Below are 21000 nucleotides of genomic sequence, written 5' to 3'. Positions count from 1 at the left end.
ATTAAGCTGTACATAATTTATTTTTATATTTATTGAAATCAAGAACACAACCATTTTAAACTATAATTCCACTCGCGATTTTATTATATAAACTAGGATTCTGCAAGTGTTTAAAATCTGCAATGAAATAGTAAAAAGGCTTATTAAGATATTAAATTTTATAATTAGAAAATTTAATCTGTTAATAAAAATTATTTTCAATCGAATATTTGTCTAATAAAAAGTAATTAATTACTATTTTTAATCTAACAACCCGAAATATAATATTGGTTTGATAAACAAGTAAGAATGGCATATAAGAGAATAAAGGGTGGTGAAAAAAATTTAAAATCTGGTCAAAGATGGACTAAGGAAGAAATTATAAGAGTCTATTATCTTTATAAGAAACTAAATGGGTCGGGTTTACATGAGCATAATCCTGAAATTCAAAAACTGGCCCATGAATTAGATAGGACTGTTAGGTCGACTGAAGCTCAAGCTTTAATGTTTAGGTCGTTAGAAAGGTTAGGTGATTATAGTCATGGTAATATGAATAAATTAAGTCTTCAAGTTTGGAATGAATGTGAATTAAAAAGAAATTTTCAAACAGTAATAACTTTCGATGATATTCAAGTCGTAAATGAATCTCAACCCTTAATACAATTTCCTTATGTAGATTTAGAAACTAAAGTTACTAATGAAGAAAATACTATTAGAAATTCAGATTATATATCAATTATAGTTGATGATGAAGACACTGAAGCTCTAATTTTTAGTTATAAAAAATGGAATCAACTTCTTGTCGAATTTTTTTTTAACTCCAAGAACGAAGGAAAAGAAGTGCCATGTTTTTTTGTATATGAGGAATTGTTTGATGAAATATCAAATTTTCAATATACACTTTCTGATTTCGAATTATCAATTGAAAAGGAGTTACGATCTAAATTGTTTTCAAATAAATTTAATGAATTCTATGAATCAAGTAGACCACAATTAATTGAAGGGAGAAATCTAAGAAAAGATATTCCTAAATATTTTGGGTTATTAATATATTTAATTTTTAGCCTAGGTAAATCACAAAACGAATCTCTAAGCGTATCTAATGTTTACACTAGAATTAATAATATTGGAAAAAATAGATTTAAAAATAAATGGAGTGAAATTAACACAGCTTTTGCAAGAGATATTTTAGAATTAGTTTGGTATGATTTACAAGATTGGTCAACAAATTACAAAGCTAAGAAACTAGGTTATTTTAGTATTCAGGATCCAAAAAGTAAGCAAAGAAAATATGTTTCAAGAATAGAAAGACATGGGATATTTAATTCAGGTCATTTTCGTCAGTTATTTGACGTACTGATTGAAATTGGAATTGCTCCCAAAGAAAATATTTCTGCAGAAAAATGGTTAGAAATATTTATAGGAAATAAAAAGAGAATTGGTAATGCTGAAAATATTATTGAATATTTAAAAGAAGACTCCGGATTAAAAGATACTATATTAAAATTTATAAATGATTATTATCAAAATAATTTTAATGACTCAATCATTTCTTCTCATTCAGGGACTATTCGAAAACCATCTATTCCATTGCTTTTTTGTTTAAAAGAGTTACCCCTATGGGATAATAAAGTAGTAACAGAGGATATTTATTTCAGGGCCTTTTCAAATGAATTGGAAGAAGATATTATTAAATATCAAGGTGCTGACTTAATTGTTGAACATGAATATAAAGAGTACTCAAAGAAAATAGAGTTTGACTGGATACCTAAAGGAGATTATTCAATTATTAAGGGAGATGATCAAAGATATTCTATCAAAGGTATATTTAAATGGCTCATTTATAACAGAGATTTAGAAGAATGGGTTGAAGCATTAGTTCCTACTAATGCACTTAACTTTCTTTTAATAGTTGATAAGGAAAAACTTAATTTGATTAAAGAAACAATTATTACTGAGGTTGAACTTTATGAAACTCCCTATTTAGATTATAAACTTGTTAAATTTGAAAACTTACAAGAAGCTCAATTTAATAAGTTAAATAATTTACTTGGATATAGACAGATAATAGAAGGGAAAATTGAACTAGTTGGAAATTTTTTACTTGACAGAAGAAGGCTTATTTTAAAAGAATTTGAAAGTGTGTTCAAATACTTAGGACCAGTAGCGAACCCAAAATTAATTGCCAAGTGTGAAGAAAATAATCAAGAATGGGAATTAATAAAGGGTTTAAATGATAATGAGGGATTATTTACACTTGGTAGTGATATCCCAGAGAATGTAAAAATTTTTATTTATGAAAATCAATCAAATGTAAAAAGTCACTTCTCGTATGAAATTGGAGAGCTAAGGAACAGAGAACCTATAAATGTTGTTCGACCATACTCAAAAGATCAAGATGGTGTAAATATAGTTGAAATAGAGATTCAATCTGATGATATATTTGATATCCCGAGGAACTTTAATAGAGAAGATTTTGACACTGTTAGATTCAATACATGGCATCAAAAACTCTGGATTATATTCAAATCAGGTATTACTGATTATATAACAAAAAATTCTAACAATTTTATTTATGATAAGAATCATAATGGAGAAAAATTATTAAATTATTTATCTGTTACTAATTGTATTAAAACATATGAATTTGTTACTCTTATTAAAGAATTAAACCCAAAAATAAGCAATGAATTTAGTAAAAGAATTATGCATTACTGGAGAGATTTGGGCTATATTAATTTTCAAACATATGGTGAAATAATCAGAGTTTCTCCTTCAAACCTATTTTTTATTGAATCACCAAAGGGATTAAAAGCGTTTTTAACTGGTTTTAGAAATAGTGCGTTTATTGAAAAATTGGTCACTACTTGTAGAGAGTTAAATTTGATAATTAAATTTACATGTCATAATGAAAACGAATCAGAAATCTTACCTTATAGAATTGAGATTTATGATAAATTAGGAGATTTAGATACATTTAAAAACCTTTGTCAAAAAGTAGGAATTGAATATATTAATAATATTGAAAACCCTTATAATAGAAGTTATGCCGTCTATCAATTAGCTTGTTTTTATACACAAAGATCAATTGAAGAACTTGATTCGTATTTGAGTGTAAAACTTCCATATACAACTGATCACCATAGAAAATTAGTTTTTGATGCGAAAACTTACACTTGGAAAGAATCAATAAAAGATATTAGTAATATGATAGAGCCAGTCCTTATCCGATATGATGGATTCAAGGATAGACAAATGATTCATATATACAAAGGTGAAAATGGGACTAAAATTTTAGATGATTATGCATTATGTAGTTTTAGACTCATTGAGAACACTGTTTTCTTTCGGAAAAGGAGTCATGTTCAGGATAATTCTGATTTTTATGTTCCTTTAAACATGAAACTCCCTTTTTGGATAGAAAGAGGGCTACTTTTAATTAATGCTAAAACACCTGTTTTGGAAAATTATCAGAATAAAACTTATAGAGTATATGAAAATATACATGATAACATAATACAATTAATTGAAGCTAAATTAAATCAGCAATGTAATATTATAAACTAAATGATAAACCCATTAGGAATTTTTGAAAAAGTAAAAGAAGGATATATATCATATATTAAAACGGCTTTTGGAACCCGCTATGAGGAATTTGAAAGTAATAGAGAAAACTTACTTAATACTGATAAAGTTTTATACAGACAACCCTGGATTGAACCGTTGCTTGAGTATAAAAGTGCAGTAGGAAAGAAGATTGAAAATTTAACACAGAACGATCTAGCCGGATTTACAAAAGAAGAAGCGGAACTTTTTAGAGGGTTTGTTTCTAAAGGTTTATTTACGGGAAATTTTCCATTATATGAACATCAATTTAGAATGCTGCAGTCAGCGTTAGAGGGAAATAATTGTGTCATTACTTCTGGAACTGGTTCGGGAAAAACAGAAGCCTTTTTACTTCCCCTAATTGCCTATTTACTTAAAGATTTATCAAAGTTCATACACACTCCTGCAAGTGTTAATGAAACTGGTCCGCACTCTTATAGACAAGGGCCAACAAACATATTGCTTGATGGAAACAATGCCAAGTTAAGTGATCGAGTGCTACAGCGTTCAAACGAAAATCGTCCCCAAGTAATGAAGGCTTTGATTGTTTATCCTATGAATGCTCTTGTTGAAGATCAGCTTACAAGATTGAGAATGACATTAGATAATGATGACATCCGTAAATTTTGTAATGATAAGTTGAACGGAAATAGATTGTTTTTTGGAAGATACAATAGCACAACACCTGTTTCAGGTAGTCTTCTTAATGATAAAGGTGAAATAAATAAGTCAAAATGGCAACAATTAGACACAGAGCTGAGTAATATTCAAAAAACTTATGATGAAATTGAGTCTTATTTATTATCAGAGGAGGGGAAAAAATTATCGGAGAAAGAGAAATTAGAGTTGAAAACTAATTTTCAAAGGTTGGATGGAGCAGAGATGCGGTCACGATTTGATATGCATCAAACTCCACCAGATATTTTAATTACCAACTTTTCGATGCTTAGTATTGTTCTTATGAGAGCCATAGAGAGCGGAATGCTGGAAGAGACTAAAAAATGGTTAGAATGCACTACAGATTGGGATTTAAAAAATTTAAATGATGAACAAAGAATAATAGAAAAAGAAGGAAGAATTTTTCATATTGTAATTGATGAGCTTCACTTGTATCGTGGTACTCCAGGTACTGAGATTTCGTATTTATTAAGACTTTTATATTCTAGATTAGGTTTAGACCCGTCTTCATCAAAAGTAAGATTTTTGGCTTCTTCTGCATCATTAGATGGACAAGAAGGAAGTAAGGAATATGAAGATAGTCAATCATTTCTTAAAGGCTTTTTTGGAATAAATAAAGAGATGAAGGTTATTGATGGTTCATACAAATTGCCAAAGGAAATCAAAGAACCTATCGAGCCATCAAACTATATTAAATTGGCGGAATTAGCTGCTGAAATTTCAAGTTCAGATGAAGAAGTCTTTATAAATCAGTTGGCCATAAAAGTGGATGAATGGTTGCAATGCAATTTTGATGAAGGGATTCCTCAACTGTTGAAGGAAGTAAATTTAGATGAGAACTTAAATTCACAATTAATTTTTGCTTTTAAGTCTTTAGACGAGGGGGCAAAAAGTTATCGCTTTAGGCCTTTCCCAGTATTCAACAAGGAAAATGATGAGGATAAAACGGAACAATTCGTTTCCTTAGGAAGACAATTATTTGGGCATTTAAAAAATGACGAATCAATTTACAATGCTATAAAAGGTCTTCTGTTATTAAGAGGGTTATTTGATACAAAGTATGGCAAAGCTATAGGGAAATGTAATTTACCACGTTTTAGGATGCATTTTTTTATTCGTAATATAGAAGGTCTGTGGACCACATTAAAAAACGATGAAAGAGGAGAACTCAGTAAGGACAGAAATGAAGATCCATTTGATGAATTATTAGAGTTTTCAAGTATTAAACATAATAAGAAAAGAGTTTTTGAATCACTTTATTGTGAAAATTGTGGAACTACATTTGTAGGAGGGACCAAAATAAAATATTCAGACAGAGGGATAATAAAAGATGAAATTATCACGACTCCACCAGAAATTGAGAGTATTCCAGAAAAATCACAATCGGCTATGGTAGAGAGGCGTACTGAGCAGGATTATGCTGTTTTTTGGCCAAAATATTTTGACGGAGATGAAATTATTACTGATTTAATTGATGAGGATAATAATTTATGGGAAAAAAGATTTTTAGGAATTTTTGATGGAAAACTTTATTTAAACCGAAAACCAAATACTGTAGAAGGGTTATATTTTAATCCAAATGGAGGTAAAAAACTATCAAATGATGCTGGAACGGCCTTACCACATAGTTGTCCTAATTGTGCTGCAGATTATCAATATCGTAAGAAAAGAAAATCACCTGTTAGAGGGTTTAGAACTGGTTTTGGTAAAACAAATCAAATATTAGCGAAGGAGTTATTTACGGCCATACCAGACACGGAAAAACAAAGGAGAAAGTTAGTAGCTTTTTCTGACAGTAGAGAGGAGTCTGCTCGATTTGCCAATGATATTGAGAAGGAGAATTATAATCAAATAATTAAGGAATTATTGTTAGATCAGCGTGGAGAAATTATTTTGGCAAAAGATTTACTTATCTCAATTAGAACTAAAAACAGTGATTTAAGAAAGAAACTTCTTTTGAAAATGGATGGTGCCTACGCAAAACGAATTAATGATGCTTATAAAAGCACCACTGATGATGATGGATTTGAACCTGATATCGAAGAAATAAATTTGATTTCAGATGTAGAAAAATCAACTATCCAGCTGGATGATTTAGTTGATAAAATCATTTACGGTTTGGTTAAAAAAGGAGTGAATCCTGCTGGACCTGCTTCATCGAAAGAACGTTTGGAAGTACGAGAAGGTACATATCTTGTAAGAACTGAGAATTGGAAAGATTGTTTTGATTGGCAAAAATTCACTATAAATAAAGGAAGGATTGTTGGTAAGCAATCTGAAGAAAAATTGATGAGTGGTGTAAGAATACCTGTCTATAAAGAAATAAGCTCTTTCATTTTTGGAAGACTGTTTTATAGTATGGAATCATCCGGTTTAGGAATGGTGAAGGTTTCTACAAATATTAAAAACCCATTTCAACATTCAATTAGTGATGTCGTTTATGAGCAATCGCTTAATACTTTAGCAAGAATTTTAGGGGATAATTATAAACATAAATATGTTGATTATATTCATAATCCAGTACTAAATTACAAGAAATTAAGTAAAAAGAGACCCGAAAAAAAGTTTATAAAAAGTGTTGCTATACATCATGGAATTGATGAAGATGAATTAGGAGATGCTTTATGGAATACATTAACGAATGAATATAGTCATTATGATGGAGTTTTAAATTTAGAGACTTTGAGAATATATTTTGCTAATGATGATGATAAAGTATATGAATGTAGTTATTGTAAAACTATCCATTTACATCCTTCTGCAGGAATTTGTAAATCTTGCTTTAAAGTATTGCCAAATACTTCTAATGTAACAACAAAAGAAGCCAGAAGAAATAATTTTTATGCTACGCAATTGTTAGATAATCATGAGATAATTAGAATGCGTTGCGAGGAATTAACTGGGCAAACAGATAATCAGCTAGAAAGGCAGCGACTATTTAAAGGAATTATAACAGGTCCCAATAAAATTGTAGAAGAAATTGATTTATTAAGTGTTACTACAACTTTGGAAGTAGGTGTTGATATTGGTTCCCTACAGGCAGTTTATCAGGGAAACATGTCTCCAATGCGTTTTAACTACCAACAAAGGGTGGGTCGTGCTGGACGTGCTGGACAAGCATTTAATATTGCCTTAACCTTTTGTAGAGGAAGAAGTCACGATGAATATTTTTTTAATAATCCGGAGAGAATGACTGGAGACCTATCACCAGTTCCATTTTTAAGTCAATCTCAAGATCAAATTCTTTATAGAATGGTTATTAAAGGTGTTTTGCAAAAATATTTTCGAAATTTATCTTCCTCTGGATCTGTACATGGTCAGTTTGGTAAAATTGAAGATTTCTTTAATGTAGAGCAAAACAATTTAAATAAGCTAAAACAATGGATTGATGATGTAGATAATTGGAAAGATATTTATGATTCATTAACGTTAAACTTGTTTGTGAATAATAAATTATACCTTGAATACAATATTGATGATTTTAAACAATGGATTGATGAAACATTTCTGCAAAAATTTTCAAACATTAAAAATGTATATACCGCTGGAGATTTATCAGAAGCTATGGCAGATTCAGGTATATTACCAATGTCTGGAATGCCAACAGGGTTAAGAAATCTTATTTTAGGATTTGAAAAAAAATCGGAGACAAGTTATGAAGCAAAAACTATTAGTCGTCCTCTGGATAGAGCGATATTTGATTTTGCTCCAGGGTCTCAAAAGACAAAAGACAAAAGAATCTATACAAGTATTGGCTTGAGTCCTGCAATTAGTGAGATATATAAAGACTATAGTGATAATGCAACGTGGAAAGCACGTTATTTTAACGAGGACCAAGCGTATAAAAACCCAGTATGGGTCGTAGTGAATTCACAAAACAATATATTACGTACACTTCCATATGAGAAAGATGTTGAACATGGAGAAATTGATGAAACTTCTGAACAGGCTTATTTAGTAGTTTCTCCAAATGCTTTTAGAACAGATTGGAGTAATGAACCACAAGACAGAGAGGTGGATCAAGAAATTAATTCATCTAAACCGTTGTTGTTTTCTGAAGCTATTAATCCTGATGACATAGGGAAAAAACAGGGGAACTGCATTGTTGGGATTGCTCCTAGTGATTTTACTTGGCGTTTAAATACGAATGGAAAAGAGGGCTTTAGGTTTTTAGAAACTAGCGATACAATAAATTTTGCAAAATGTAAAAATCAACTACTGGATTTAGATTTAAAAAAGAAACTAGGATTTGGTTTTGATGAGGCTATCAAAAGAAACCAAATTAAATCTAAACTATCAGATGAAGATTCAAAGGGTTTGGCATTATCACTTGGAGCAAGGAAGACAACAAATGTAATTCGATTACATCCTGAAAATTTAGATTTTTCTTTAGATATAGATCCATTTCATTCAACCAATCCAGGGAAGAAAGTTAGTTCAAAAGGAGCCTTTCATTCAGCAGCCTATTTATTGCAAAGATGTTTAGCAGACCTTCTAGATGTTTCACCAGAAGAAATTGAATTGGCTGCAATTACTGAGCAAAAATTAGGCGATGTAACAGGAAGAAGCACGGGAAGAATAGTATTATCGGATGAACTACCTAATGGGTCTGGATTTGTTGAATATCTTCATAACCATATCGAAGAGTTCTTTAACATGTGTTTAAACCCTACAACTGAAAATCGATACACCTATAGTTTTATCAATGAAGAGCATGCCAAAGTATGTAAAGATTCTTGTTATAAGGATTTAAGGAATTATAGAAATTTAAATTACCATGGGATTTTAGATTGGAGATTGGCTGTAGGTCTTATAAGAGTTTTATCAGATGCTACATATTTAGTAGGTTTAGATGGTAATTGGGATCATGTTGAAATTGCGGATTGGCCAGAAACGGCAGATGAATATGCTAGAGATTTTGCAATAACTTTAGGCATAGATATCATTAAAGATCCAAGTTGCTACCGCGTTATAGAAAACATTCCTATTATCTCCTACAATAATATTAATATTGTAATTACACATCCTTTTTGGAACACAGAAAGTTTTCCGAACCCAACTGCTCTTTCAAGAGTAGTTGCTGAATGTGAGAATGTGGATAAAGTGTTTTATGCAGATACATTTAATTTAAATCGAAGAATGGCATGGTGTTATGAAGAATTTTTTAAATGGTTAAAAGACAATAAGAAACCATAATTAATTGTGATAAATAAGATTGAAAAAATAAGCCCTAGTATGCTTGCTGCTTTCGAAAAGTGTAAGTTAAAATTTGTTCTTGATAGCAATGCTAGGGGAGGGAGAGGATATAATTATGATTTTAATCCAAATTCGTTTTTGGGTACTTTAATTCATAAGGTTTTAGAGACCTATTTTAAAGAATTTTACGACTTAAAGCTATTTGATAGTAAGTGGCAAGCTGCTTTGATAGAAAATAGCCAAAAGGTTCAATTTGATTCAGAAGTTATTGATGTTTTAGAATATATTAAATATTGGGTTCCTGGATATTATCCAAAAAAAATAAATACTCTTAAAATTCTTAGTAGCTATCCTCTTTTGGCTCATGGTATTGTTTATCCAGAAAAGAAAGTACATTTTAAAAATGTATATGGAGTTATTGACTTGTTTGAAGTAAGTGGTGATAAAATTCGTGTTACAGACTTTAAAACAGGTGTTTTGTTCAATACTGAAGATGGTCTCAATATAGGTGTGAAAGAGGCCTATATTGAACAATTAAAAACTTATGGATACATTATCTATCGAACTGAAGAGGTGCAAGCTGAAGACATTGAATTAGTAATTAAAGGATTGGGAAATAATGAAATCTATTCGTTTAGTTGTACTCATGAAGAATATGTCGCACAAGGATTAAAAATTGATAATTTAATAAATGAGACCAATAAAGTGATTGGTAGTGGAAATACAACTATTTTGGCAACACCAGAGTCAGGTATTTGTAATTTTTGTAATCACCAATTTGAATGTGCTCCATTTCGTTTGGCAATAGGGACTCAGCCAGAAAAATGGGAGAAAATAGTTTTATTAAAAATTATAAATGTAAAATTTGATTTTAGTGAACGTTCTATAAACATAATAGTTAATAATAGAACTACGTCTATTCATAATATACCCGAAAAAGATTTTGTGGCAATTAAAAAAATTAATGAACTTGGTATAGAAGTATTAATTACTCAACTATATCAAGTTCATAATTCTAATGTAAAAAAATGGAGTAAGCTGACAAAGTATAAAGAGGTTTTAGCATAAATATCAGTTAATAATTCTTCCTTCGAATTTCAAATTATCGCTGTAGCTAACTTCTTTTGTATGGCTGGCACCAGTTTAACAATATTTCAATCAAAGCCTTATTTGTACCAGATTTTGGTTGTTTACTTCCAATAAATTTAGAAGTTCAGTTCTTTCGTATGAGTTTCCAATTATAAACATTTGATTTAGATTTCAATTAAATTCATCTGTAATTTTAAAATATACAATTGCCTTGCTGCCAACAATTGGTCTAAATTGGACTTTTCTTTAACTAATTTACTAATTGCCTTATTTATAAGTAATTTGATAAAGTTATAAATATTTTTCAAACTCACTGAAGAACCTAAACCATTTTTTAAACCTAAAGCGAATGCATTAACTAATTCATATTGATAAATTTCAATGGATTTTTCCGTATAATTCTGATATGCATTTTTACTAATCGATCTTGCCTCTGTAATATCCTTCCATGTTGTAGGAAGGTTACCAAAGCTAATACTAGATTTTATTCCTTCAAGGCCATAGACAAAGTGCACCGACCAGCAGGATAAGCATATGAAATTTTTATTAGTTAAAAACCTGCTTGCATTTTTGAAATTGAAAAGTTCATGTTGCTCATTCTCATTACTAGTTCCTCCGTGTAATGATGATCTAGAACCATGTCCCATAAATATTACAGTTTCAACATTCTCATATTCATCGATTATTTTTGATAGTTCTTCATTACTGGGAGCACTATCTTGTGATGGTTCAAGTAAAATTAATTTATCACCAAGCACCTCCCTTAAGATGTCCGTAATTGGTGTCAAAAACTTAGTAGTCGCATCATCAGGGTGGATAAGAATAATTTGACTCATAATTTAATCTTTCAGATGGATATAATGGGCAATTCCTCTTTCCATAATTTCGGTTTTAAAGTCCTCTCCTTCGCCGCTATTATTTTCTATCATTTTTACGATTTCTTTTAATTTACGATCATTAAAATTTCTATGCATATTGTTAAATGTTTCTTCGGGATATTTTCTCAATTCGTCTATTAAAATTTGTTCCATATCGACACGAATATTTTTTAAAAACTCGACTAATGCATCAGTCATTTTTTTATTTCTTTCAAAAGTTTCGATAGGAAAATATTTAAAATATTGTACAATGGTTTGGTATTGTTTTTTAAAACTTTTAAAATTTTCTAAACTCCATTCAGCTTCTAGTTTTTCCATTAGATGATCATAATCACCTGAATACATTATTAAATTAAACCTCCCATTTCGCCAATTTTGCTTTAAATAAATAGCTAAATCAACACCATCTATTTTTTCATCGGAAAGCGCGTAATCTAACAGTACCACATCAATTCTTTTACCGTGGTATTTTTCATTTAACTGTTGGACTACTTTACCCATATCAATAAACTTCTGATCGTCTGTTAGACAGCATGAATCTGTAGGGTCAAACCAATCACCATCAGCTAAAAAACCATTTTCTTTAGCTTTATCTATAATATTTGATACCTCTGATTCTTGATCGTCATTGTCTACTACTATAAAATTCCTCATAATTAATCAAATGTAATTTTAAAACATGCCCCTTTTTGAAGAATTCCATTGCCCACGAAATCTACTTTTGCCTTCATTAATTTTAACATTTTTCGAACTGTATGTAGTCCTATTCCTGACCCATCAGTATTGGTTATTCCTAATGAGAAAATAATATCAGGAGTTTTTAAATATTTAGAATCAAGTCCATTACCATCATCTGAAAAAAGAACTTCAAGTTTGTTATCAACATTGCTTAAATCAATTCTTATTGTTTTTGCTCCAGCTTTTTCGGAGTTCGCAATCAAGTTGTCAAAAGCAATAGACAAATCGAGCAGATTAATTTTTCTAATAAGTGATGCTGAATTTCTTGCAACCTCAAAATTGACACCTTCTTCGTCGAATAAATCTCCGTAAGCAAATAGGTATTCCTCCAAATACTGAGCTATATTTATTGTTTTCTTTTCACTCTGACCTTTAAAATCTGCTCGAGTTATAAGTTTACTAATTTTCACAGCCTTGTCTGCACTTAATCTAATCATACCAAGGCGTTCAAGTAATTCTTTTTGACTAAGCTTGTCTTCTTTTAATTTCCTCGTGGTTATTTCAATATTAGAATAAATTTTATTTGTCACAATCTTAATGCTATGCAATAATGCCCTAGCATCGTCACTAATTGTTCTGTCTTTTGTTTCTAAATATCGTCTTTGTTCTTCAGAGAATTCAAGGGCTTGAGTCACCTCTTCTATTGAGCTTTCAGATTCTTCAGCGATCCTTTCAGCTTCCTTAGTTCTTTCCTCTAAATCATTTAATCTTTGTTGAGCCAAAACAACATCATCTAAAAGCTTTATATTTCCAGATTGCTCTGCAACTCTTTGTAAATTCGAAAGTAAATTTCTGGCGGTGGTTTCTTGTTTTGTTGCTAAAATATCAATTAATTTATCACTGTACCATAAATCAACAATTGAATCACTGCCAGTCAACTCTTCGATAAGTTGATTCATTTTATTTTTGTTATCAAGATTACCTAAATCTTCAATATCAATATCTTTACCCCAAATAATAATATCAACTACATATCTTTCAAATTTTGTAAGAATTTCATGATAGCAAGTTTTAAGATCAATAAAAGCATCATTTTCAATTAATCCTCCATCTCTACTGGTAGACTCTTGAAATTCAGGATTATCACCTTTTATTTCAATTCGTCCTGTTATTGAACGAGTTCCCAATCTACTTCTTTCCTTTTGAGATTTTCTTATTTCTACACCCAAAGAATCCTCTTCAAAATCACCAAAAGGGTAAATACGAAAGCCGTTTTTATACAATAAAACATGGCCATAAGAATACACTGGAAACCCCATAGTTCTTGTAAACATACCCTTTGCAGCCGTGTTCATATGAAATAATTTAAATTCAATATCCTTTAATTTTTTGAATTTATTCCCTTCAGTAATCTTATATATTGGTTCTCCTCTATCTATTAATTTTGTTGTCATTTTAGAACCATCAGAATTAATTTGAACTTCAATTGTTGTTGTTCTCAACTTAAGTGTTTCAAATATGAAATTCTTTATAGTTCCATTTACTCTTTTGTAGTAATTAGAAGTGTCTTCAGACGGATCACCATCTTCTTCTAATTCATCAGGTACATTTAGTGTTATTTCAAATTTTCTTCGAGCTTTATCTTCTAAGGGGACTTCATTGTATCCAGCCTCAGGTAAAATCAATTTTTCCAATTTCTTTTTTAATTCAAGCAACTTGGGTCTATCCCAACCGATTTCAAGATCTGTTATTTCCAAAATTGTTCCATGGTCAAAAGGGAAATCATATAAATTATCAGTTTTATGAGTAACCCCAATCTCTTCAAATCTTGCTTTGGGATCCTCTTCAAATTTAGACCAATCTGTATCTAAGATCTCGGTTTTAGCATTTAATTCATCATGTTTTGTAATTAGCCTTAACTTACTCCCCAATTTATCACATGAAAATCGACCAACACCTTTAGCTCCTGCATAATATTTCTTTACTCCAAGATTATTTCTATAATCATCATCTTCAATTCCTTGTTTTTTTGCGGAATAAGCAACAAATAACCATTTATCTTTTAGTTGCTGAAAATTCATCCCTTTTCCATTGTCCTTTATTACTATCTTAGCTTTATCAGTATTAAGATTTTCAAATGAAATTATTGTTTTTGTAGCATGTGCATCAAATGAATTTTTCACTAATTCAAACACTGCAACATACTCATCTGTAATAAGTTGTTTTCCAATTAAATTTTTAAGACCTGAACTAACGGTGTAACTTAATCCAGACACAGTTTTTTCCTCCCAAATAGTTTTTATCAATTGATTATGGTTTACTCTTCCTGTTTTTCCTGTATCAACTACTCGATATCCAAGCAATTGATTTTCAACTGAACGAATTGTTCTTTCAAGTTGTTCTGCAAGGAGATGAATTTTAGGATTATTTTCATGTATTCCCTTCCCATCAATAGTAACATATAACTCATAAACCTTCTCAAGCTCCTCCCTTGAGAAAGGGGTGCCTGATAGTTCATTTTTCTCTCCTCCAGAAATTCTTTTATATCGTGCCATTATAAAATTTCTTTTAATTGTTTTTTAATTGTTTCGCCCAAAAATTTTGCTAATAAAGGAGGAACGGCGTTACCAACTTGAGTATACTGTGGTACTTCGAACTTCCTCATTTGACCTCCAGTTGTTACTTTAGATTTAAATTCAAACCAATCTGGAAAAGATTGGAATCTTGCCATTTCGCGAACTGTTAAAGTTCTTGGATGGTCTGAGTGATAGTGACACAAATCATCAGGAATTGTTAGTTGTGCTGGTGCAGGCTCAAATTCTTGAAGTGCTCTTTGTGAATGTTTTTTAGTCGGAATTAATTTGATTAATTCTTCCACTTCATCTATGTTTTCAGGAGTCATCAAAACTTCTCGAGAAGCCATATTATCTGGAAATAATAGTTTATGGTGAGAAAACTCATTAAGCAATTTACTTCTTAATTCTTCAGAAACTTCTTTCCCTGTAAATAAATCAATCGCTCCTTGTTTTAAACCATTTTGAAACTGTTCAATTACTTGGTAAAACCTAAATCTGGATTTTATAAGTAAATTATGGTTTCTGGGCTCATGGTTTTTAATAATAGAATCCCTGTAAGAATCTTTCAAAAAAATTGAATTTAGGATATTAGCATATTTCCCTTTAGTATTATCAAATGCATAATTCAATTGAGTTCGTCTAATATCACCAATAGCTTCACTTGTATTTATAAAATCTCTTTCAAAATGAGTGATTTTTGGTAAAATGACCCCATCAAAAAGTTCGGGGTTACTTTCAATATCGTAGTATTTAAAATTTTTAATTGTTACACTATCAAGATCCTTCTGATTGTCTAAAACAGTTTTATAAAAATCATTAGAAACAGTAAGGATTTCATTTTTTACATGTTTCATAAATATTTTATCGAAAATATCTTTACGGTAAGCAATTAAAATAAATCGCGGCCTATTTTGAGGCACACCAAAATATTTGGAATTCAACATCATACAGACGGGTACAAAACCTTCTAGAACAAATGCTTTAGATACCTCAAGCCACGCATAATATTTTCTTCCATTTTCTGTAAACGGGGAAGTTATTCCTTTTACGTTCTCTAAAAGAACCGTTTTAGGTTGAATCATTCCAGCTATTCGGGCAAATGACGCGGGTAGAGTATTCTTATGGTTATCTCTTTCTCTCTTTCCCGCCAAACTAAAACTTTGACAAGGAGGTCCTCCAGATATTAAATCTACATCATTATTGCGAATAGCATTTAGAAGCGCTGGTTTTTCTTCAAAAGCAGTTAATAATTCATTGATATCACCTATAAGTAATTTTTCGTCTAAAACCGTATTATCATCAATATCTGAATACTTTCCTTTAGGAGCTTCAAAAGGGTTTTCTCTTAGCCTCTTCTCAATTTCATTTTTAGGGAATTGACTTTTTATCCAAAGTGTTTTCTTTGGTGATTCATTCCCTTCCAGTGTTTCGTTAAGTAAATTGTGTGCAAACGTTTCACTTGCCATAGGCGAAAGTTCATTTGCAAAAAGTAAATCAAACCCTGCAGTCTCCAAACCAAGACTCATACCACCACAACCTGCAAAAAGTTCAATATGCGTTAATTTATTCATCAAAAATTATATGTTTATATTTTGTTATCTAGAAGAGTTAAATCAAAATCCAAAAAGAATGAAAATTTAGAAAGATAGTCAATACTAAAACTAAATTTACCATTTTCTATTTTTGAGATTGTTGAACGATTTACTTCCATAATCACTGCCAACTCATCCTGACTATAACCTCTTTTCTCTCTAATTTCACGAATATTCTGTCCCATTTTTAAGCGACTTTCATGGAGGTAATTTTCGATTGATTTCGATGTTATTTGATTATCACTGTTTCTCATTATTTATGCTTCAGTTATTTGTCTAGTAATAATTTCAATAGCTTCTTCTTTACTAACTGTATTACCAAACTCTTGTATCGATTCATCGTCTTTGTAAACTCCATTACGATCATTCCAACAAAGCCATTCTATTAAATCTAATCTAGACCAAGAATTTAATTCTGTTTCCAAAGCATCGTCTCTCAATTCCATCAGTTTATAGTATGGATGCTTTAGTTTTTCCTCTTCATTTATGAATGTATTCATAACATTAGCAATTAAAATTAAAACTCATTTTATACTAGTTAACAAAAATAATAAATCGAGTGAAATATAGTGCAATATATTGAACCTATTATTAACAATTTTAATATGTGTTTGGTTGGTAAGTTTTTTCAAGAAATTAATCTGATGTCTAAACTTAGTAAACTTTCTCTCAAATAAATTTTAATAATAAAACCTTAAGTATAAGTGAGTAAAGTTTATGAAAATTTTTTAAAAGGAAAGTAGTTCATTTGAGTTATGATCGAAATAACGACTCAGAACTGTCCAGAAAATTTATGAGTTAAGTCTCCACCGTCGTCTTAAAGAAAAAAAGTATATGAAGAGTATGAAAACATGGAGGCTCTCGAGCTATCAGGAGTAGAAAGCAAATGGCAGAACAGTATTATATTGATAGTTTTGAAAGAAAACTCAAAAATACCAAAGAAGAGCTTGACATATTATAAAGAAGTAGGTGTCTTTTTCAAAAACGATGTATTATTTACTCCTTCATCAAAAACTATGAAAAGCTTTTATGATTGAAAAAATGTGCAAAGTATTGTAAGTTGGTCAAGGAAGTTATTGTCAAATGAAAATACACCATGTTTCAGTTTGAAAATAAATAGTTGAGTTGCTTAAAGAATATTAGCTTCAGTTAAATTAGATTTAAAAGAAAAACATGGAAATCCAAGAATGAAGTCCTAATTGCCTTATTAGGCATAAAATGTCACGAGTTACAATTAACAAATTTAAGAATAAACTCAGTTTATGGATTAAAATATATTAATAGTAGTGAAAAGTGTTAATTAATAAACATAAAAAAAAACTTTAATTAAAAATGTAAGCGTTTAGAGACTCAAAATTATAGTATTAAAAAATAATTTAGAATATAGTTATATATTCAGTAATTTTTCCAAATATGCAACCTTATCCTTTTCAGCCTGCAACAACCGTTCATATAGTTCTACCATTTTGTCAACTGTGTTAAAAGTCGGTTGTACATTAATTGCATTAATAGTTGAAGTATCGTTACTTGTGAATGTATTTGAAATAATATTCACCGCCTGTTCCTCATCAAAATTCTGAAACGCTTCCACCGGAATCTTCAACGAACTTGAGATTTGCGATAGTATAGAGCTATCAATCACCTCTTTTTGCTCCAACATGGAAATCTTCTTCTGGTTCCAGTCGATGCCCAAATCATAAGCCAACGCTTCTTGCTTGATGCCGAGCATTTCTCTGAAACGCTTCACATTTCTTCCTTGATGTATTTTTTGTTCCATAACGAATGTTAATTTTCTGAAGGCTCAAAGGTAAAGCCATTGATTAAACTATTGCCTATCAAAGATAAAAAAATATCTTGTACGGTTGTGCTTTTTTTGCAGGATATTATAGTTGCATTTGGGATAAATTATTCAGCAGTTCCGGTTTAGGATTATAAGTTTGGCTATAGTCTCTTTTAGGGTCCTTTCGCTGTGGTTCTTCAGCTTTATGGTCTTTGTATTGGAATAGAGCAGTGGTATGATTAAACCGTTTACATCTTGGGTGTTTGGCTGGAAGGTTAGGGAGTGACTGTTTTTTTTGATTTTATATTCTTTTCTTCCATTTTCATCTTCTTTGATTTCATTTTATTTTTTTAGTATTGGCATATGTATTTTTACTTGCAACTTTTAAAATTTCAGTTGCATTTTCTTCTTCTTTTATTAGATGGTATACCTGGTCTGCCCTCCACATAGTAAATAATTCTTTAACATTAGCTTTTGGAAGCGATGCAAATATTGGACTATGTTCTCCTTTTGCTCGTCGTTCACCTCTTTCCATTTTTCTTAACATTGCTGTATCCATATCTAAGGCATTGGCTAATTGCCTTTGCAGTAGTTGGTTTTGTTCCCGCATTTGTTTTACGTATTTTACAAACTTCATATTACTATAATTGACTTGTCAAATTTTGACTAATGTAGGAAAAAGTAAGAAAGAAGTAAACAAGTGAAAAAAAAGTTAACCACAAGTTATAAGGCTTTTGAGGAGTTTAAGGAAACAAGGGAAACCTAACTATTTACCACTTGGTTGATTTTATCCATAATCATTGCGAATCGTTTGTCTTGCGTTTCCTAGAATAAGTTACCCAAAATTGCTTCCTGTATTTTACTAGATGCTAAGATATTACTAAATTCATTTATTAAGAACTCTTTTACTTCTTGATCTTGTTCGTTGATAAGAATTTGATGCCAATCTGTTCGATTGTCTATAATATAGATTATATCTTCTAAATCATGGCTAAATCGTGGGTCATCCCCGCCACGGTCGTGAAATGCTGCAAATTTACTAGCTAAAAAGAACGTTAGTGGCATAATTTGAATTGTTATGTCGTTTACTTTAATTTTCTCTAATCTTTCAAAACCTTTTTCAAACCATGGGTTTGCTGGAGCCCAAGCAATTGGTTTTGTAGCCATTACATCTACTAATATATCTTCTAATTTGAAACGACAAATAACGTCTAAATCTGCTGACTGCTTAAATCCTTTTTCAGAAAGTTGTTCTCTTATATTTTCTAATTCCACAAAAGAAGCCACTTTGATGCTAATATCAATATCTTTTGTAGGTCTGACATCTTCTGCCGCTGGGTCGTTTATATAAAGACTAACTTTTGCACCACCCACATAGATTACTTTTTCATTTATTATATATTTATTGAATTCTGTTTTTAAGCTCATTAATAGCCCTATTTTGTTCTCTTGTGTTACCAATTCTTACTGCATCTAACAAAGCTAATAATTCATATAATTTATGGTCTTCTAGACTCGCTTTAGGTACATTAGGGTTTAAAGGTTCAATAGTAAGCCCTCTGGAATCGCCTTCAGCATATGGCCAAACGTAGTTTTGATCACTTTGTATTTCAAATGATAGAGGAGGAGCACTATGTGCTGTTTTTATTCCTCTAACCATTGCCCCAGGCTTTTGAGGATATACATATTTTAATCCGTGCGTGATAAAATCTAGCAAAGCAGATTTGAATACTCTTCTTTTGTCATTCGTCATTAATCCTGCATATACACTTCTGTTTAGTGATTCGCTAACCTCACTTGGACTTATATGCAATTTGTTAGCGATGTCTTTCATTAACCAATTATCATTGTCAATTGCAATTATTTTTAATAAAATAACCACATCATGAGGCCTTATTCCGTTATGTTTTTTCATGATACATATAGTTTTTTAAGTATGCTACTCAATACGTTTGTAATTCGCGATTCGCGATATGCAAATATAATAAAAAACAATTATAACCAAAAGAAAGGAAAAAAGAGGTGTCATGCCACCTCTTTTTCCTCTTTTTCCTTATTTCCTTGTTTGCTTGTATTGAGGTATTTTCCATTCCTTTCTCTGTGAATTCATCCTGCTTTTGTAGATGCAGTTATGTAGCCTTCGGCAGCTTTGTGTGGAATGGTTAATTTGTCTGCAATAGTTAAATAGTCTGTTCTTGTAAATGTTTCGGAAAGCATTTCTAAAAACTTTTCTTTGCGATTGTTTTTTGATGTAACAGGAGTATCGGCAAGTAAATCGTTAAACACTTTGCTGCTATGCTGTGTTAAAACCGTTACTAAATCGAGTACATTTTGAACGTCTAAGTAATAAGTTTGTTGCACTTATGAGTTTAACACAGCAATATGGGTTTTCTACTCTATAGTATAAAAAAACTTATTTTTTCTGTATCAATTGCTCTAACCGCAACATCATCTCATCCTTCTCCTTAAGCATGCGTTCGTACGAGGCAATTATTTCCACCACAATTAGAGATACATTTCGTTTACCAGCTTCAATACCTGGAATATAAGTTCGATCAAGATTAGCTAATTCTGCCAGTAGTTCCTGTGAATATCCTTTGGTTAGACTTAGTTCTTTAACTCTAATGCCAAATCTTAATTTTATGTTTTGCATGATAGCAAATACGAACAATGAAGGCTCAAAGGTAAAGCCATTGGATTAAACTATTGCCTATCAAAGATAAAAAAATATCTTGTACGGTTGTGCTTTTTTTAGGGACTAAAATATCCGCGGTTGCAAGGCATCATCCTTTGCGAATCATAAATAGGAGCATTTTTTAAATGGGGTCCTTGCAGTTAATAGTAAAAGGGGAGTTAGAAGATGTCTTAGGAAAGCAATTTAACCCTCGAAGGGTTTGAAACCCTTCGAGGGTTGTTGGTAAAAAAAAACCTTCAACCCAAAAAAACTA

Annotated in this window: 15 protein-coding genes; 3 read left to right on the top strand and 12 right to left on the bottom strand. The window is 30.8% G+C overall.

Features of this window, described 5'->3' with window-relative positions:
* The first annotated feature begins 288 nt into the window (after nucleotides 1-288).
* The 3 genes from ACQ5J2_RS14180 to ACQ5J2_RS14170 are packed head-to-tail and all read left to right on the top strand — an operon-like array spanning nucleotide 289 to nucleotide 10527.
* Nucleotides 289-3546 carry a hypothetical protein gene (locus tag ACQ5J2_RS14180; RefSeq protein WP_432671112.1) on the top strand — a complete coding sequence of 1086 codons (3258 nt, stop codon included), beginning with the start codon at nucleotides 289-291 and terminating at the stop codon, nucleotides 3544-3546.
* Complete coding sequence (locus ACQ5J2_RS14175; RefSeq protein ID WP_432671111.1) at nucleotides 3547-9459, top strand: DEAD/DEAH box helicase; 5913 nt, start codon at nucleotides 3547-3549, stop codon at nucleotides 9457-9459.
* A gap of 6 nt (nucleotides 9460-9465) precedes the next feature.
* Nucleotides 9466-10527: a PD-(D/E)XK nuclease family protein gene (locus ACQ5J2_RS14170; protein WP_432671110.1), complete on the top strand. Its 1062-nt coding sequence runs from the start codon at nucleotides 9466-9468 to the stop codon at nucleotides 10525-10527.
* A 185-nt stretch (nucleotides 10528-10712) separates the two neighbouring features.
* On the opposite strand, the gene ACQ5J2_RS14165 is transcribed toward ACQ5J2_RS14170, so the two are convergent.
* The 12 genes from ACQ5J2_RS14165 to ACQ5J2_RS14110 all read right to left on the bottom strand — a co-directional run bounded on the left by ACQ5J2_RS14165 (nucleotide 10713) and on the right by ACQ5J2_RS14110 (nucleotide 20705).
* Nucleotides 10713-11384 (bottom strand): hypothetical protein, encoded by a 672-nt coding sequence (locus tag ACQ5J2_RS14165; protein ID WP_432671109.1) that lies wholly within the window; start codon nucleotides 11382-11384, stop codon nucleotides 10713-10715.
* A gap of 3 nt (nucleotides 11385-11387) precedes the next feature.
* Nucleotides 11388-12080 (bottom strand): hypothetical protein, encoded by a 693-nt coding sequence (locus ACQ5J2_RS14160; protein WP_432671108.1) that lies wholly within the window; start codon nucleotides 12078-12080, stop codon nucleotides 11388-11390.
* Nucleotides 12081-12082: 2 nt separating this feature from the next.
* Entirely contained in the window at nucleotides 12083-14659 is a 2577-nt protein-coding gene (locus ACQ5J2_RS14155) for an ATP-binding protein (protein ID WP_432671107.1), read from the bottom strand.
* Nucleotides 14659-16251, bottom strand: coding sequence for a DNA cytosine methyltransferase (locus ACQ5J2_RS14150; RefSeq protein ID WP_432673319.1), 1593 nt, complete (start codon nucleotides 16249-16251; stop codon nucleotides 14659-14661). Before ACQ5J2_RS14150 ends, ACQ5J2_RS14155 begins: the two co-directional genes overlap by 1 nt.
* Nucleotides 16252-16265: 14 nt before the next feature.
* On the bottom strand, nucleotides 16266-16457 hold the full coding sequence (locus tag ACQ5J2_RS14145; RefSeq protein WP_432671106.1) for a helix-turn-helix transcriptional regulator: 192 nt from the start codon (nucleotides 16455-16457) through the stop codon (nucleotides 16266-16268).
* 72 nt (nucleotides 16458-16529) lie between these two features.
* Nucleotides 16530-16772 (bottom strand): hypothetical protein, encoded by a 243-nt coding sequence (locus ACQ5J2_RS14140; protein WP_432671105.1) that lies wholly within the window; start codon nucleotides 16770-16772, stop codon nucleotides 16530-16532.
* An 887-nt stretch (nucleotides 16773-17659) separates the two neighbouring features.
* A complete protein-coding gene (locus ACQ5J2_RS14135; protein ID WP_432671104.1) occupies nucleotides 17660-18049 on the bottom strand; it encodes an XRE family transcriptional regulator in 390 nt (129 codons plus the stop codon).
* A 340-nt stretch (nucleotides 18050-18389) separates the two neighbouring features.
* Entirely contained in the window at nucleotides 18390-18689 is a 300-nt protein-coding gene (locus ACQ5J2_RS14130) for a helix-turn-helix domain-containing protein (RefSeq protein WP_432671103.1), read from the bottom strand.
* Between the two features lie 188 nt (nucleotides 18690-18877).
* Nucleotides 18878-19480, bottom strand: a complete 603-nt coding sequence (locus tag ACQ5J2_RS14125) for a nucleotidyl transferase AbiEii/AbiGii toxin family protein (protein ID WP_432671102.1) — start codon at nucleotides 19478-19480, stop codon at nucleotides 18878-18880.
* Nucleotides 19455-19967, bottom strand: coding sequence for a hypothetical protein (locus tag ACQ5J2_RS14120; protein WP_432671101.1), 513 nt, complete (start codon nucleotides 19965-19967; stop codon nucleotides 19455-19457). The genes ACQ5J2_RS14125 and ACQ5J2_RS14120 overlap by 26 nt, the downstream gene beginning before the upstream one ends.
* 191 nt (nucleotides 19968-20158) lie before the next feature.
* The gene (locus tag ACQ5J2_RS14115; protein ID WP_432671100.1) at nucleotides 20159-20413 is read right to left on the bottom strand and encodes a hypothetical protein; all 255 of its coding nucleotides are present in this window, start codon (nucleotides 20411-20413) and stop codon (nucleotides 20159-20161) included.
* 52 nt (nucleotides 20414-20465) lie between these two features.
* Nucleotides 20466-20705, bottom strand: coding sequence for a helix-turn-helix domain-containing protein (locus ACQ5J2_RS14110; RefSeq protein ID WP_432671099.1), 240 nt, complete (start codon nucleotides 20703-20705; stop codon nucleotides 20466-20468).
* Nucleotides 20706-21000: the final 295 nt, after the last annotated feature.

The sequence above is a fragment of the Flavobacterium sp. SM2513 genome, assembly GCF_050908145.1.
Lineage (GTDB): Bacteria > Bacteroidota > Bacteroidia > Flavobacteriales > Flavobacteriaceae > Flavobacterium.
This window is presented reverse-complemented; position numbering and strand designations above follow the sequence as displayed.